Genomic DNA, 16,498 nt, shown 5'->3' on the forward strand with positions numbered 1-16,498 from the left:
TGTTATTGAATGTGTCTACCTATATCAGCATAAGACAAAATGTCTTTCAAAAATAACACGTTTTCTTATCCAATGCAAAGAAAAAGTATCAATGTCAAGTATAAGTGGTAGATGTTGAATGATAATTGTAGATGTCAGGCTATCTACAACCTATATGTAATGCTTTGATTTATAAAGCATACATGGCGTAGTGGTAGATATTGTAGATGTTTTCATAAAATCAATATTGTAGAATTCCTTTTATCTCAATTATGTATAGTTGCAGTCTGATATTTGGTTAGTTATGCTATTCCACATGCTTTAAGAAGAGAATCTTATAGCTTGTGATGATATGAAGTTTTTAGAGTAGAAAAATTTTTTACGTAAAAATCTTTGATCTATAAGTATTCTGTAATAGATAAAAACGCCTAGTCTAAACGATCGTTTATTCTAGGCGTTAAAGATAGGCTATATTTTTGAATAAAACAAAATCCAGAGAAACTTTTAAAAATTGATTATCAACGCATAAACGTAAATATGGACGCTTATGTGTTGAATTCAATAAAACGCCAGAATAAAATGATCGTTTAGACTAGTCGTTTTATAACCGATGATTTCGCATAACTGCTTGTAAATGATGATTATGAGAAGACTGATGTGCTGGAAACTACAGAGTTTATGAATATAGGGTAAATGTTTTAAATAATTGAATATTACTAACTTATAAAAATTAATCGTATGAAAAGAAGACTACTTTTCTTGTTCGCCGTGTTTATGGTGGCAACGAGTGTGGGGTGGGGACAGACGGATTTGTATGTCAGCACTTCGGGTTCTGATGGTAACGGAGGTGGTGTGGAAGCTCCTTTGGCTACAATTGCGAAAGCGATTGAAAAAGCCGCAGATGGGGCTACCATTCGTGTGGCAGAGGGAATTTATCCCCAAGTTTCACCTATTGTTATTCCAAAGTCTATTACAATTATTGGCAGTGATTCGACAAATTGTATTATAGAAGGGCAGCTAGATATTCAACGGGATGAGGAAGAGAGCGTAATCAATGTCAATTTGCGGAATTTACAGATTACAAAAGCTACAACATTAAGCCAAGGCCTTATTAATGTGATGTCTAAGAATGTGAATTTGAATTTGTCTGGGGTCCATCTTCATCAACTAACAGCAGGTAGTGGTGATGGTTGGGGTAAAAGTTCTATGGGCATTGTTAATCTGGGAAAAAGCTATGATTCTAATAGTATTTGTGATAATGTGAATGTATCTCTTACGAATTCTTGTATTTATTTAGAAGGGTCTTACAATCGAGGGTTCTCTTCGTTTGGAAATACGACTAAGGTGAAAAATACTATTGTATTGGATAATTCTCATATTCTTTCTGCGGTATATCCGAAGAATGGTACTTATAGTAGAGGAATAAGTTTCTCAAATATGAATGGATCGTCCATAGAAATGAAAAATAATAGTACTATCAAAGGATTTTATTATGCAATAAATGTAACAGCGCTAAATGATAATCTTTCGATTTCAATTGTAGATTCAAAAATAGATTCATGGGCGGCACTCAATATTTGGTCATCTAATAATAAGTTTAAGATAGCTAATTCAACATTGGAGTCTCATAACTATCAACTTAAAGGATCAAATGATTTTGCTACGATTGTATTAAATAAAGATGAAGAAGACAATGCGATTAACAATTCCTTTGATATAAAAAATACTAATTTGTTTGCTTTTATGGAAAGTACAGCTCTGCAATATCCTATTTCTGTTCGTAGTACGGGTAATACATTTAATATTGGTGAGGGCTCTGTACTGAAAGTGAATAAAAATAATGTAGGGGTTTTGATACAGGACTATAAAACGAATACTTTTAATTGCGACAATACGGTTAAGTACCAGATCGCGGATGAGAAATCAGCGATTACTGTATTCAACCAAGATGGTTCATTACGTAATGCGGCTTGCGATATGTCTGGTCTACTTTCTGAGGTAGATTTGACAGATCAAAATCGTATCGTTTTCCCGGAAGGAGAATATACTTTACCAATGACTCTACCATTAGATAAATCTATCACAATTCAAGGAGCTGGGCAGGACAAGACTATTATAAAAGGTGCGATCTTGGTTAATGGCTCTGCCAATAATACTGCTACCGATGTTAAAATAAAAGGATTGAGTATCGATTATACGCCAACGAAAGTTACCTCTGGAAAATGTACTCCAATTATAGAGGTAACCGGTAATGCGGATTTGTTGATAGATAATTGTATTATGAATAATAATACACAAGGCTATGGTGATCGTAAGAACCCAAATCCTGCGGAAGCATTACAAAATGCGATTCTTCTGGGAGCAACGGCAAAGGGGACTGTACGTGTTGAAAATACTACAATAAATTTGGCGGCTAACGCACAATCTGGAGTTCTTATTGATGGAGAACTGACGGATGTCTCTCTTGTTAATACAAAGATTGAGGGACAGGTGAACGGTTCGAATCAATTTGGTGTATATATTCACCATAAAAAAACGCCAGTGACGGTAGATAGTACGACAATCTTGCTAAATAACCATTATTGTATTTATGCTAATAACGCCGGCGATCAAAAATTGACAATAAAGAATAAATCGAACATCGTAGGGTATGGTGCTCTCTATTTGTATGAGACCTCAGATATGAACGTTCATGTTTCGGGAGGGAGTACCTTAACTGGTAAGACAAAAAATAAGGGTGTTTCCGATAGTTTTGCGGCTATAGCGATATCAACAAATAATTCTACAGTGGGAGCTTCCAATAACGAGATTGTGATTGAAGATTCTTATATCGGGAATAAGTTTGATGAACAAGAGACAATGGCAATGACTCCGATTAAAATAAATGGTAGTTTTACTCCTACTCCTTGTGATAATAAGATTATATTGAAAGGAAAAACAATTGTCTCAACTACTGATAACATAAAGAACCCAACTATAGTGGGTTATGGTATGAATCCTGATGAATATAATAATGTAATCATGGTGGAAGGCACTGATGTGCAATTTCAAGACCAAAACGGGAAGCCTTGTGTGATTATTAATAAACCGGATGGTTCATTTAGGAATGCGGCGGTCTCTATAGTAACAGCAATCGATTTTGGAGAATTGTATGGGAGTACATATTACCATGAAGGCATTGCCTATGCGGGAGATATAATACTGATTCCTGATACGACTATGGCAGAAACGCTTAATTCTTTAAATGCGGCAAAGCCTAATTTCTTTCCGGATGTGGACACATGGGAGCCTTATACTATCCCGGATGGTGTTATTTTTAATTGCAAGGATGGTCGTTTAGTAATAGAGGAAAATACAGCTAAAGCATATGCTATTGCTAATCCATTTAAAAGGGTTTATTGGTTGAATCAAGGTGCGCAGTCATTTTCTATAAAAGAATGTGTAGTAGCCATTGACATAAAAAGTGATACTACGTGGGCCACATCTTTTCAAGATCGACAGGTGAATATTCTAAATGGAGCGACACTGACTGTCTCGGTGCCTATGGCTTTAGATACAGTGATGATGGAAGAGGATGCACAAGTGGTATTTACCGCTACGGAAGGGAAGTTGACGGCTCGGTCTCTTCGTTTCGCTCCACTTTTGTCTGCTACGGGATGGAAGGCGTTTGGAATGCCATTTACCTCTGCCGTGATCAAGAACTCTACGGAGGAGGAGATCTCGGCTCCAAGTACTCAAAATGTTGATAATGGTATCTGGTTCGCTAGGCTGAAGGATAACAAGACTCCGGAGTTCGTGGTGGATGAGAGTGCTTTTGGCATGGCTGGTCTTTGGGCGGCTAATGGCGATACCTATACGATCTCTTCCGAAGGAGCTTTTGAATTCAAGACCTTGGAAGAACCTGCCGCTCCAACTGAAACAGGTACTTTCTTGATGTGCTCGAATCCGAATACATTTACGATTACCTTGAAACAATCCGCTTATATATTGACAGCGGATGGAACCTCTTTCGAGCAAGAGGCAAACCCGGAGATCAAGCCTTTCCAAAGCTTTGTCTTGACAGACGCCAAGACATTGAGTACGCTTCGCTCTTTACGTATCGGCGATGGCGTGGTTACGGGTAACCAGACGATCGAGCCGGTAGATGGTTATTACGTGACTACCGATCGTGGTGCTATCGTGATCCACACGCCGGAGCCTATGGACGTGGTGGTTATCAGAATGAATGGCAAGGTCGCTTATCGTGGCGAGGTTACGGACGGACAGCGGATCATGGTTTCTTCGGGCATCTATGCCGTGAACGGTCAATTAGTAAGGGTTAAATAACGATTAAAACAAAGATAAACATGAAAAAGAGTATATTAGCGATATTCCTTGCTGTCATCGCGATGGCACAGGTACATGCGCAAGATTCAGATTTACGTTCCGCCCCGGATCTTCCGACGTTCAAGGTGACATTGAATTATAGCTCGGCGAATACGGATCAAGGAACCATAACCAGTACGGTAGCCACAGGTTCCAAGGTGGCATATAATAGTAAACCCGTTTTCACGATCACGGCGAAGCCCGGATATGTCCTGTCGGATATAACGATGAATACGGCTACTATTGGCACGTTGCCGAGCGGTACTTTTCAAAATGATAATACGACCACTTATTCCTATACTTCCACCGCTTTAACCGGTAGTACGGAAATCAAGGCGGTGTTCAAGGCGAAAGAGCAGGTGACGGTCACGATCTCTCCTGAGTATGCCACCTTGGATGAGATAAGAGCGAAGGTGAATTTGCCCAAGGTTACTTTTGACCCGGTTATTACGGGGTATAAAGTACAATACAGGGAGGATGGCTCTGCTGCTTTGATGGATGAGCTACCCGAAAAGGCTGGACTTTATTATGTTGTCGTAACCAAGTCGGAGACTGATACGCAAGCCGCCATAAACAAGGAGATTCTATTCAAGGTACAACCGCCCCATACGCTTTCCTACTCGTTTGAGGAGGCGCAAGGATCTGTAACCGCTTCTATGGATGGCTCCATTATCGCCAGTGGTGATGAGATCGTTTATAATAAGCCAGCCGTATTGAAGATTGCCTCCAAGCCCGGTTATGTGTTGAGTAGACTTACCGTAGATAATAATGAGGTGACTTTGCCGAAAGGAACTTTTAATTCTTCTACGAATGAGACTTCCTACGCGGATTATACGACATCGGCGTTGACCGCTTCTACGGTTATTGACGTGCGATTTGCCGCGAAGAAAACCGTATCTGTAACAGCCAATCCATTATCTGCCACGAAGGATGAGGTTTTGGCTGGTAAGAATCTTCCGGTTATTACATTTTCCCCCAATACGATAGCGGGGCAGAAGGTTCAATATAAGAACGCTTCCGGAGCTTTATCCGATAAACTTCCTGCGGCGGATGGTGTTTACACGGTCGTCGCGACCAGTCCCGAGACCGCGGAATATGCCGCCTTGAAGGATGAGAACATGAAGTTCACGGTATCTAAAGCGAATGTATTAAATTATAACGTGGAAACGGCCGGACAAGGTACGGTTACCGCCAAGATGGGCTCTACGGACATGGCAAGCGGTAGCGAGATCATTAACGGGCAACCTGCCGTATTTACAATTATCGCTAACCCCGGATTTCTATTGAATAAGATTGTTGTGAATGGAACTGCGGTATCAGCCTTGCCAAAAGGTGCGCTTAATAAGGATAACACCATCTCTTATACCTATACGACCGCCTCGTTAACCGCCTCTACGACCTTGTCGGTAGGTTTCGCCGCGAAGAAAACGATTTCCGTGAGTGTAACAGGTTCTTCGGCGACAAAAGACGAGATCGTGGCCGGGAAGAATTTGCCGGTTATTAAGTTTACGCCGGAAATAGCGGGACAAGCGGTTCGATATCGTGCGGCCGATGGTTCGGAGACTTCCACGTTACCGCAGATAGTCGGAGCTTATAAGATTGTCTTATTTAGTCCGGAGACCATGGAGTATGCCGCATTAGAAGATTCCTCTAAAACGTTTACGATCCGTAATGCCAATACCTTGGCTTACGCTGTCGATGGTGGACAGGGTACGGTTACCGCCAAGATGAACAACAAGGACATCATGAGCGGTGGTGAGATCGCTTACGGTAAGCCCGTCATTTTCTCGATCGTATCAAATGCCAACTATAGGCTAGGGGCTATTAAGCAAGCCTCTTCGGACGTGGATATCTCGAAGATCAAGGGAACGTATGCTAATGGAAATACCTCTTACACGTACACGACTCCTAATCTGATGAGTGGCGATAGCTATACTTTTGCGTTCGTCTCCAAGGATACGGTGAGGTTCGTGGCTAACAACCTTGTCCAGACGGTCGGCTCCATCAAGCCGGTCACGGTAACAAGCGCTGTCGGGGATATCAAGATCGAATATCAATTGAGCGGTACGGCTTGGGTTACGACATTGCCTTCCACGCTGGCTGTGGGTTCTTATAAGGCCCGTTTGAGCCGTGCGGAGGACTTGACATACCGTAGCCTCTCTGATACGGTTACGTTAGTGGTGGAGAGCAAAAAAGAGGTGGAGAGTTTGGTGTTACCTACTCCGGGTCGTATTGAGGAAGGACAGGCTTTATCGGCGTGTACCTTGATCGATGGAACTTCTTCCGGATCATTTATCTGGAAAACTCCGAACGAGATCGCTTCTCCGGATAAGAAAAAGTACGACTTGATATTCGAACCGAATGATCCTGTTCACTATGCGGCTAAAGACACGTTTATAACCTTGAACGTAATTCCTGTTTATTCTATGAATGTTACCGCCGGTAATTTCGGTACTGTCATCTTGGAGGGGCGTACCGCAAATGATAAATATGCGAGAGGCTCGGTTTTGAAAGCGACAGCCGTCGCAGATAAGAATTACCGGTTTGCCGGTTGGAGTGATGGGAATACATCGGCTACACGGGAGTTGCAAGCGAATGCGAACTTGGATATCGTAGCCCGTTTCGATCCGGTTCTTTATGGCGTGACGTTTACGGATCCGATGAATGGTTCCTTGAAGGTCTTTGCGAATGGCGTGGAGGTGAAGAATGGTGCTGAATTTTTACAGGGGACCTTATTGACTATCACGGCGACTCCGGATGCGGGCTATATGGTTCAGTCCGTGAAAGTGAATGGGGCTTTGGTGAATAACGGTTCTTATACTTTGACACAAGCCGCTGATATATCGGCCGATTTCCTGCAAAAAGAACCGGATAAACATTTGGTCAAGGTTGGGGAGTTGAAGAATGGTAGCGTTAATCTGATCGAGGTGGATACGAAGGCGCCTGTTACTCCCGGTGAGGCTATCTCTGAAGGTGTGAAAGTGAAGGTGATAGGAAATGCGGATTATGGCTATGAGCTGGCATCCGTGAAAGTGGAAGGCGCGAATTATAATGAGGCTGATGGCTCATTTATGGTTGGGACCGGAGATGTTACGGTGAGCGCAAGTTTCCAATTGGTGAAATATCAAATAACCTCGGCGTTGAATATCCCTAATGCGGGTAAAGTCGTATTGAAAGATAAGGCCGGTAAAGAGGTGGCTTCCGGTTCTAAGGTTCCTTATATGACTCAATTGACCGCTTCTGTTGAGACGGAAACGGGATATCGTTTTATGAATATGATGGTGAACTCTTCCGAGATCAAGGATGGAGATGTATTCACCGTTTCCGGCCCTATGGTTGTTACCGCTAATTATGTGGAGAAGAAAGATTTGGCCTCGCTGATTGATAAGACGACGCAAACGGTAGTCTATAATAAGCAATACCGGAATTTCGAGGTTAAAATTACGGGCTATTCCGGTTTGGACTTTAAGGTCGCATATTCCCGGAGTGGGGTAGAAATGACAGAGAATCCTAAATCGGCCGGAACTTATAAAGTTCGGATTACCCGTGGCGAGGATGATTTATTTAAAGCCGTGGATGTAACTGCCGAGCTGATTATCAAGAAGGCTGGTATGGCATTGCTGGAAGTACCGACTATAGGAGGGGATAATTATGAAAAGGTTGATGCTAAACTTACTCAAGACTTCGAGGATGTGGAATGGAATCCTTCTACACAAAAATCGGCGCTTCGTGCGAATGTGACCGGAATCCCGACAAAGGATCAGGTAAATATTCTGCGCTTTACCCCACTTGACAAGAGTAATTATGAATCGGTAGATTATTCAATGCCGATTGGTGAAGTAAAAACGTTTTCTTTAAGTACCTCAAATACGGAGGTTACGAATGGAGGCTTGGTTATTAGCGATTATTCGGAAGTTCCGGAGAATACGGTTTTAAAGTTGCGAGCGGTAGCTCCTAGCGAGAATCAGCGTTTTGATTCTTGGAGTGATAATGTCTCAAGCGCCGATAGAAAGAAACCAGAGATAACGGTTACTTTGGCGGCTGATGCGACATACACCCCGAATTTTGTGGATAAACCTAAAATAACGGCGAATCCTTCAGATTTGGAGTTTGTTTATAATGGTTCCGTAAGGCTTGTGGAATTGAAAGACATTTTGAGCGGTAGTTATCCGACAGATGTAAATATTAAATATTCAAATACGGATGGATCGGTTGCTACCCCATTGAACGCAGGTACTTATCTTGTGACTGTAACACGTACCGGGGATGAGAACTGGCGATCTTTCGAGGCAACCAAGAAATTAGTGATAAAGAAAGCGAAGGTCGTAAAGGTAGTGGCTCCTACCGCATCTACGATCACGGAAGGTCAGTCCTTGTCGGAATCCCTATTATCCGGTGGTGTTGCGAAAGGTGCCGATGGGACTACCATATCCGGTAAATTTGAATGGGCTGATGCGTCAGCTATATTGAAACCCGGCAATAGCCAGAAAAAGGAAGTGATCTTCACGTCGTATGATCCGAATTATGAGGATGCGACTACGGAAGCGGAGGTTACGGTGAAAAGTTCGGATGCGTTAGTTGTCACGTTCGCTCAACCGGAAAATGGTTCTTTGAAAGTCTATATGTTGAAGGGTGAGGGCGAGAAGACCGAGATAACGAGTGGAACCGCTGTGGCGAAAGCGACTAAGCTAACCATTGAGGCGGAAGCCAATCCGGATTATGAATTGACCGTTATTCAAATAGGCGAAGAGAAGTATATGACTTCGCCTGTAGAGATTGAAGTCGATAAGTCCTTGGCTATTATGGCAGAGTTCAAGCCGGTTTCTACACCTCCGGGAACAGATGTGGCTGTTACGGGAGTTTCCTTGAATATCACGTCCAAGGCATTGGCCGTAGGTGAATCTTTTGCCTTGCAAGCGAAAGTTACCCCTAATAACGCCACTATGAAAACCGTCTCTTGGAGCAGCAGCGACGAGACGGTGGCTACTGTTGACGCGGATGGTGTCGTTACCGCTCTGAAAATCGGTACCTGCAAGATTACCGTGGCTACCGATGATGGAAACAAGACGGCGTCTTGTGTGGTAACTGTCTCCGGTACGGTAGGTATCGAGCAAATCATCAACGATCATCAAATCTATTGCGAGCGAGGTGCTATAACCATTCATCCGGCCCGTCCAATCTCGATCCGTATCATAGCGGTGACTGGAGTTAGCCTGTATGGCGACTCAATTATCGGAACTACCCGCATCCCGGTATCGACAGGAATCTATCTGATAGAGATCAACGAGAATGGCAAGCGTATAACAGTGAAAGTAAACGTTCGCTAACAACCTTATTTTAAGAAACTAACCCTTGAGTCTTTAATGTTGGGGAAGGCCGCTAGGAATACTCAGTTCCGGCGGTCTTCTTTTTTATCCTATAAGCTTTACTTTATCTGTTTTTGTTCTGATATAATTAAATAAAACGTTATCTTTGTATCATAGAAAATTAAAACAGAAAGCCTTATGGAAAAAAATGAAGAAAAGAAAAAGGAAGAAAATGCCAAAACTAAAACAACTGTGGCGAAGACTGGAAAAAGAAAGGTAAGTAAGACATGGGAAGCTATGCAGCGGTTAAAGGGAAGTCTGATTGTAAATGACCCTAAATTTTTACTGTAAATGCGATATCTCATTGACACGAATATTTTTGTATATATGGCATCTGATCCCGAATATCTAAATAGGGATATAGATGCTATTATCCAAGAACCGGAAACCCTTCTTTATATAAGTGCCGAGTCCGTACGTGAGCTGATTGTCGCTTATCGAAATAAAGGACTGTGTTCTAAACGATGGAAGTCGGCAGAAGCGATGATCGTCGCCATAGAAAAGGAGTTTTATGTGAAAATATTGCCATTGAAAAAAGAACATATGCAAACGTATGCGCATATGGAGATCAATGAGGCGCAGGGACACAAAGATCCCTCAGACCACGTAATTATTGCGCATGCCATAACGGAACATCTACCGCTTATATCAAGTGATACCCGTTTCGGATTCTATAGAAGTCAAGGGTTGGACTTGGTATTCAATCAGAAATAATCTATATATTGTATATGTACGAATGGCCTTTGTTAGAGTTGTAGAGGTTAAATATTCTAAAACCCTTTCGGCTTACTTATTTTATTCGTTCTTTTGCAAGAAAATTGGGAGGTGTGTTCTCTGTACGCATCTCCTTAATTTATTTAACGTTAATAAGTGAGAGTCTGATGGCTGAAAATAAAAAAGTTAGTTCTGTTTCTTTCTTTAACTCCCGGCTTACGTCTGTTATTAGTATCTCCTTGGTACTATTCTTGCTAGGACTCATTCTATTGATAGGGATGTTGGGTAATAAACTCTCCGTTTATGTGAAAGAGAACTTATCTTTCTCCATCGTGCTGAAAGATAACCAAAAAGAAACTGAGATAAAGAAAATGCAGAAGAGCTTGGATGCTCTTCCTTTTATAAAATCAACCGAGTATATATCGAAAGAGCAAGCCGCGAAAGAGTTGGAAGAAGAACTGGGCGAGAATCCGGAAACCTTCTTAGGCTTTAACCCTTTACAGGCCTCGATTGAGGTGAAACTGCATTCGGAGTACGCCAACCCCGATAGCCTCCAAGTGATAGAGAAGAAGATTAGAAACTATACGTCGGTCTCGGAGCTGCTTTACCGAAAGGATATGATGGAGATGGTCCATAATAATATGAAGCGGTTGGGCTTGATCCTGCTAACCTTGGCTGCGGTACTGATGATTATCTCGTTCGTGTTGATCAGTAATACGATTCGCCTGTTGATTTATTCCAAACGATTCTTAATTCATACGATGAAGCTAGTGGGGGCTACTTCCGGCTTTATACGTAGGCCTTTTGTGAAATATAACATAGTAAGTGGCATTTTCGCCTCTATCTTGGCAATATTGATGCTAACCGGAGCGTTATATTATTTGCAAAATGAATTGAAAGGTTTTATCCAGATATTGGATATGCAAACATTATTATTGGTTTATGTGGCAGTGTTTGCTTTAGGTATTGTCTTGTCCGTGATCGCGACCATTTTTGCCGTGAATAAATATTTGCGGATGGGGGTCGATAAGTTGTATTATATTTAATGTACGAATAATAAAGAGTTGAGAAAGATGGCTAAAAGAGATTTTGCTTTCGGAAAAGAGAATTTTATACTGATTGCGGTAGCGGTTGCCTGCATCGTGCTTGGTTTCATATTGATGAGTGGTGGAGGTTCCGGGGATAATACGTTCAATCCCGATATATTCAGCGCCCGCCGTATCGTGGTAGCTCCGGTGGTTACGGTTATTGGTTTCGTGATGATGATTTTTGGAATCTTGAAGAATAGCAAAGATAAAGAAGTAACAGAATGAGTTGGTTTGAGGCCTTGATACTGGGTATCGTACAGGGATTGACCGAATATCTGCCGGTGAGCAGTAGCGGTCATTTAGCGATTGGCTCAGCTTTGTTTGGTATAGAGGGAGAGGAGAATCTTGCGTTTACGATCGTCGTACATGTGGCGACCGTATTCAGTACGTTAGTGGTTTTATGGAAGGAAATCGATTGGATATTCCGTGGTTTGTTTAAATTTCAGATGAACGCGGAGACGAAGTATGTGATTAATATCTTGATTTCCATGATTCCGATCGGGATCGTTGGGGTATTCTTTAAAGATACGGTAGAACAAATCTTTGGATCAGGTTTATTGGTCGTTGGTTGTATGCTGCTATTGACGGCGGCTTTGCTGGCATTTTCGTATTATGCCAAACCACGCCAGAAAGAGTCGATCTCGATGAAAGATGCTTTTATTATCGGTCTGGCTCAGGCTTGCGCCGTGATGCCGGGTTTGTCACGTTCCGGATCAACGATCGCTACCGGTTTGTTATTGGGAAATAATAAGGCGAAACTAGCCCAGTTCTCTTTCTTGATGGTAATACCTCCGATCTTGGGAGAGGCGTTGTTGGATGTGATGAAGATGGTGAAAGGTGAAGATGTGGCCGGGAGCATTCCCGCATTATCATTAGCGGTAGGTTTCGTGGCCGCTTTTGTTTCCGGTTGCGTGGCCTGTAAATGGATGATCAACATCGTGAAAAAGGGGAAACTGATTTATTTCGCTATCTATTGCGCGATCGCGGGATTGGTGACAATTGCTTGTACATTACTGAAATAAAGAATGGATTTTATAGCTGGAGAGATTTTATATTTTAATAAACCGCTAACGTGGACTTCTTTTGACCTAGTTAATAAATTTCGCTATAAGCTAAGTCGGAAACTGAAGGTAAAGAAGATTAAAGTTGGACATGCGGGGACACTGGATCCCTTGGCTACAGGTGTGATGATCGTTTGTACCGGAAGGGCTACGAAGCGGATCGATGAGTTTCAATATCAGACGAAGGAATATATCGCTACGTTGAAGTTGGGAGAGACTACCCCGTCTTTCGATTTGGAGAAAGAGATAGACGCCGTGTATCCCACGGAACATATAACCCGTGAGCTCGTGGAGGAGGTTTTAAAGACATTCGTGGGTACGATCCAACAGATTCCCCCGGTGTTCTCCGCTTGCAAAATCGAAGGTAAACGTGCTTATGAGCTAGCCCGGAAAGGAGAGGAGGTTGAACTAAAATCCAAGACATTGGTTATAGACGAACTGGAGTTGCTGGAGTGCGATTTGCCTGTTATAAAGATACGGGTGGTATGTAGCAAAGGTACCTATATTCGTGCGTTGGCTCGTGATATCGGGAAGGCCTTGGATTCCGGCGCTCATTTGATTGGCTTGGAACGGACTCGCATCGGAGAGGTAACCTTGGATATGTGTATGTCTCCGGAGGAGATCGATGATTTCTTAGAGAAGAATGTGGTAAAAATAGAAGAAGAAAAATAAATAGAGTGCATTATGAAGCTTTCGAAATTCAAATTTAACTTACCGTCGGAATTAATCGCTTTACATCCGGCGAAGAACAGAGATGAGTCGAGGTTGATGGTCGTTCATCGTGATACAGGTGAGATCGAGCATCGCGAATTCAAGGATATTCTAGACTATTATGGAAAAGGTGACGTGTTTATCTTTAATAACACGAAAGTGTTCCCCGCTCGCTTGTACGGTAACAAGGAGAAAACAGGGGCGCGTATCGAGGTGTTCTTGTTGCGCGAGCTGAACGAGGACTTACGTTTGTGGGACGTATTGGTGGATCCGGCTCGTAAGATCCGTATCGGTAATAAGTTATACTTTGGCGAGGATGATTCCATGGTCGCGGAGGTAATTGATAATACGACTTCGCGTGGTCGTACGCTCCGTTTCTTATATGACGGGAACCACGACGAGTTTAAGAAGGCTTTGTATGCCTTGGGCGAGACTCCGCTGCCTAAGTATATCGAACGTGAGGTGGAACCGGAAGACGAGGATCGTTATCAGAATATTTTTGCTGCGGAAGAAGGTGCGGTTGTGGCTCCTGCTGCGGGATTGCATTTTAGCCGTGAGTTGATGAAACGCTTGGAGATCAAGGATTGCCAGTTCGCTTTCTTGACATTGCATTCGGGCTTGGGTAATTTCCGTGAGATCGACGTGGAAGATTTGACAAAGCATAAGATGGATTCTGAGCAAATGGTCGTAAATGCCGATGTAGTGGATATCGTGAACAAGGGAAAGGATGAGGGGCACAAGGTTTGTGCGGTCGGAACTTCCGTGATGCGTGCGATCGAGACGGCCGTAAGTACGGATGGTCATCTGAAAGAGTTCGAGGGCTGGACGAATAAGTTTATCTTCCCTCCGTATGATTTCAGCGTGGCTACCAGCATGGTGACAAATTTCCACATGCCGTTGTCTACATTATTGATGATGACAGCTTCTTTCGGTGGTTATGAGTTGATCATGGACGCTTACGATATCGCTTTGAAAGAGAAATATCGTTTCGGTGCTTACGGCGACGCTATGCTAATCCTTTAATCCGGTTTCTATGGCGACAGCTTACCTTGGATTAGGTACGAACGTAGGTAATAAACGAGGAAATTTGGTGACAGCGGCGGCGCTGTTGGCTGAAAGGGTGGGAGATGTTCTTGCCCTTTCTGATATGTATGAGACGGAGCCTTGGGGATTTGAATCGGACAACACTTTCTTGAACGCCGTGATCGTTATGACGACGGAACTTTCCCCTATGGAATTATTAGACGCTACCCGTTTGATCGAGATCGAGATGGGACGTATCGAAAAAAGTGACGGTGCGTATCATGACCGTATCATCGATATCGATCTGTTAATGGTGGATGAGCAAATCCTGCATACGGAGCGGCTGACGCTACCGCACCCTCTGATGCACAAACGGTCGTTTGTAATGGAACCGTTGGCAGAAGTAGCTCCGTCGGTGAAACATCCTGTGTTTGGCAAGACGATGCGTGAACTTTTATCCGAATTATAAGTTTTAATTATGAACTACGAGATTTGAGTTATGAATAAAGAAATTAATAAAGCGATGACGCAAGGGATCGTCTTCAAGAAAGCGAAAGGCGAAGCGGAAGATTCGAATGGTAAGAAAATCAAGTTCTCTGATTTCTTGAAAGGGACACATGGCTCTGATTCAGCGAAATGGAAGGCCGGTTTTAAATATAAAAAAGCCTTACGTAATTCCAAAAAGAAGAAATAATTTTCAATTTTCAACTTTCAATTCTCAATTATTGCGTATCTTTGCGAATGAATTGACGTGGATAGATTTGTATTGCTTGCAACCACGGGAAAAAATGCTAAAAACATATCCTTTTCGTTGCCGTCCGGCAGAAAAATCCTTCCAAGTTCAATTCAGTTGTAGATTAGTAATCTTTTCAATTTAAAACGATGAGTTATTTATTCACCTCCGAATCGGTGTCTGAAGGGCACCCCGATAAAGTAGCCGATCAAATATCGGATGCTTTGCTGGATGAGTTCTTGGCGTATGACAAGAATTCGAAAGTTGCTTGCGAAACCCTTGTTACAACCGGACAGGTTGTCTTGGCTGGAGAAGTTAAATCGAGTGCGTATGTGGATGTGCAGGAAGTGGCACGTGGCGTGATCGAGAAGATTGGTTACACGAAAAGCGAGTACCAGTTTGAAGCGAAGTCATGTGGTGTGTTCTCTTCTATCCATGAGCAGAGTGGCGACATCAACCGTGGCGTAGAGCGTGCGGATCCCTATGAGCAGGGTGCCGGCGACCAAGGTATGATGTTCGGTTATGCTACTAATGAGACTGAGAATTACATGCCTTTGGCGTTGGACTTATCTCATAGTTTATTATGGGAATTGGCGAAGATCCGTAAGGAAGAACCGGATTTGATGCCTTATTTACGTCCGGACGCTAAGAGTCAGGTTACGATTGAATACGATGATAACGGTAAGCCATTGCGTATCGATACGATTGTGGTATCCACGCAGCATGATGAGTTTATCGGTCCGAAAGGTATTTCACAGAAGGAAGCGGATGAGGCTATGCAAAAGAGGATCGCCTTAGACGTGAAGAAGATATTGATACCTCGTGTGAAGGCTCAATATCCGGCTCATGTACAGGCTTTGTTTAATGATAATATCATTTATCATGTGAACCCGACCGGTAAGTTCGTGATCGGTGGTCCTCACGGTGATACCGGTTTGACCGGCCGTAAGATCATCGTGGATACATACGGTGGCAAAGGTGCTCATGGCGGTGGTGCTTTCTCTGGAAAGGACCCTTCTAAGGTAGACCGTTCGGCTGCTTATGCCGCTCGTCATATCGCTAAGAATATGGTTGCCGCCGGTGTGGCGGATGAGATGCTGGTACAGGTGTCTTATGCGATCGGTGTGGCTAAACCGATGAATATTTTCGTGAATACTTTTGGCCGTGCGAAGGTGAATATGACAGACGGAGAGATCGCCGCTAAGATCTGGGATATCTTCGATATGCGTCCGAAAGCGATCGAGGAGCGTTTGAAATTGCGTAACCCGATTTATTTCGAGACCGCTTCTTATGGTCATATGGGACGCAAACCCCAGACGGTGACGAAGACATTCTCTTCCCGTTATTTGCAGAAGCCGGTTACTTGTGATGTGGAGTTATTCACATGGGAGAAATTGGATTATGCAGATAAGATCAAGGACGTGTTTGGTCTATAAAAAATAAGTGGAAAAAGTAAGC

General features: G+C 43.0%; 12 protein-coding genes. All 12 read left to right on the forward strand.

What is annotated here, in order from left to right; translation table 11 throughout:
• Window positions 1-717: 717 nt before the first annotated feature.
• The 12 genes from DW205_RS03720 (at window position 718) to metK (ending at window position 16,476) form a co-directional block, all read left to right on the forward strand.
• Window positions 718-4,305 (forward strand): hypothetical protein, encoded by a 3,588-nt coding sequence (locus tag DW205_RS03720; protein ID WP_005867091.1) that lies wholly within the window; start codon window positions 718-720, stop codon window positions 4,303-4,305.
• A gap of 20 nt (window positions 4,306-4,325) precedes the next feature.
• On the forward strand, window positions 4,326-9,671 hold the full coding sequence (locus tag DW205_RS03725) for an Ig-like domain-containing protein (RefSeq protein WP_005867092.1): 5,346 nt from the start codon (window positions 4,326-4,328) through the stop codon (window positions 9,669-9,671).
• Window positions 9,672-9,848: 177 nt separating this feature from the next.
• On the forward strand, window positions 9,849-10,001 hold the full coding sequence (locus DW205_RS22230; protein ID WP_005853901.1) for a hypothetical protein: 153 nt from the start codon (window positions 9,849-9,851) through the stop codon (window positions 9,999-10,001).
• Entirely contained in the window at window positions 10,002-10,424 is a 423-nt protein-coding gene (locus DW205_RS03730) for a type II toxin-antitoxin system VapC family toxin (RefSeq protein WP_005867093.1), read from the forward strand.
• Between the two features lie 167 nt (window positions 10,425-10,591).
• The gene (locus tag DW205_RS03735) at window positions 10,592-11,470 is read left to right on the forward strand and encodes an ABC transporter permease (RefSeq protein WP_005853905.1); all 879 of its coding nucleotides are present in this window, start codon (window positions 10,592-10,594) and stop codon (window positions 11,468-11,470) included.
• Between the two features lie 27 nt (window positions 11,471-11,497).
• Window positions 11,498-11,737, forward strand: coding sequence for a DUF3098 domain-containing protein (locus tag DW205_RS03740; RefSeq protein ID WP_005853907.1), 240 nt, complete (start codon window positions 11,498-11,500; stop codon window positions 11,735-11,737).
• On the forward strand, window positions 11,734-12,534 hold the full coding sequence (locus DW205_RS03745) for an undecaprenyl-diphosphate phosphatase (RefSeq protein WP_005867094.1): 801 nt from the start codon (window positions 11,734-11,736) through the stop codon (window positions 12,532-12,534). Before DW205_RS03740 ends, DW205_RS03745 begins: the two co-directional genes overlap by 4 nt.
• A gap of 3 nt (window positions 12,535-12,537) precedes the next feature.
• Window positions 12,538-13,245 carry a tRNA pseudouridine(55) synthase TruB gene (truB, locus tag DW205_RS03750; RefSeq protein ID WP_005867095.1) on the forward strand — a complete coding sequence of 236 codons (708 nt, stop codon included), beginning with the start codon at window positions 12,538-12,540 and terminating at the stop codon, window positions 13,243-13,245.
• A 12-nt stretch (window positions 13,246-13,257) separates the two neighbouring features.
• Window positions 13,258-14,307 carry a tRNA preQ1(34) S-adenosylmethionine ribosyltransferase-isomerase QueA gene (queA, locus tag DW205_RS03755; protein WP_005853911.1) on the forward strand — a complete coding sequence of 350 codons (1,050 nt, stop codon included), beginning with the start codon at window positions 13,258-13,260 and terminating at the stop codon, window positions 14,305-14,307.
• Window positions 14,308-14,317: 10 nt separating this feature from the next.
• Window positions 14,318-14,776, forward strand: coding sequence for a 2-amino-4-hydroxy-6-hydroxymethyldihydropteridine diphosphokinase (gene folK / locus DW205_RS03760; RefSeq protein WP_005867096.1), 459 nt, complete (start codon window positions 14,318-14,320; stop codon window positions 14,774-14,776).
• Between the two features lie 30 nt (window positions 14,777-14,806).
• Window positions 14,807-15,001, forward strand: a complete 195-nt coding sequence (locus DW205_RS03765; protein ID WP_008778718.1) for a hypothetical protein — start codon at window positions 14,807-14,809, stop codon at window positions 14,999-15,001.
• 188 nt (window positions 15,002-15,189) lie between these two features.
• Window positions 15,190-16,476 carry a methionine adenosyltransferase gene (metK, locus tag DW205_RS03770; protein ID WP_005867099.1) on the forward strand — a complete coding sequence of 429 codons (1,287 nt, stop codon included), beginning with the start codon at window positions 15,190-15,192 and terminating at the stop codon, window positions 16,474-16,476.
• Window positions 16,477-16,498 lie beyond the last annotated feature (22 nt).

Source organism: Parabacteroides sp. AM17-47 (assembly GCF_003434625.1).
Classification (GTDB): Bacteria; Bacteroidota; Bacteroidia; order Bacteroidales; family Tannerellaceae; genus Parabacteroides; species Parabacteroides distasonis.

Excerpts from the sequence above, each read along its gene's own strand:
- DW205_RS03740 (WP_005853907.1), top strand. The coding sequence starts at position 11,498 with ATGGCTAAAAGAGATTTTGCTTTCGGAAAAGAGAATTTTATACTGATT.
- metK (WP_005867099.1), top strand. The coding sequence starts at position 15,190 with ATGAGTTATTTATTCACCTCCGAATCGGTGTCTGAAGGGCACCCCGAT.
- queA (WP_005853911.1), top strand. The coding sequence starts at position 13,258 with ATGAAGCTTTCGAAATTCAAATTTAACTTACCGTCGGAATTAATCGCT.
- DW205_RS22230 (WP_005853901.1), top strand. The coding sequence starts at position 9,849 with ATGGAAAAAAATGAAGAAAAGAAAAAGGAAGAAAATGCCAAAACTAAA.
- DW205_RS03720 (WP_005867091.1), top strand. The coding sequence starts at position 718 with ATGAAAAGAAGACTACTTTTCTTGTTCGCCGTGTTTATGGTGGCAACG.
- DW205_RS03745 (WP_005867094.1), top strand. The coding sequence starts at position 11,734 with ATGAGTTGGTTTGAGGCCTTGATACTGGGTATCGTACAGGGATTGACC.
- DW205_RS03765 (WP_008778718.1), top strand. The coding sequence starts at position 14,807 with ATGAATAAAGAAATTAATAAAGCGATGACGCAAGGGATCGTCTTCAAG.
- DW205_RS03725 (WP_005867092.1), top strand. The coding sequence starts at position 4,326 with ATGAAAAAGAGTATATTAGCGATATTCCTTGCTGTCATCGCGATGGCA.
- truB (WP_005867095.1), top strand. The coding sequence starts at position 12,538 with ATGGATTTTATAGCTGGAGAGATTTTATATTTTAATAAACCGCTAACG.
- DW205_RS03735 (WP_005853905.1), top strand. The coding sequence starts at position 10,592 with ATGGCTGAAAATAAAAAAGTTAGTTCTGTTTCTTTCTTTAACTCCCGG.
- DW205_RS03730 (WP_005867093.1), top strand. The coding sequence starts at position 10,002 with ATGCGATATCTCATTGACACGAATATTTTTGTATATATGGCATCTGAT.
- folK (WP_005867096.1), top strand. The coding sequence starts at position 14,318 with ATGGCGACAGCTTACCTTGGATTAGGTACGAACGTAGGTAATAAACGA.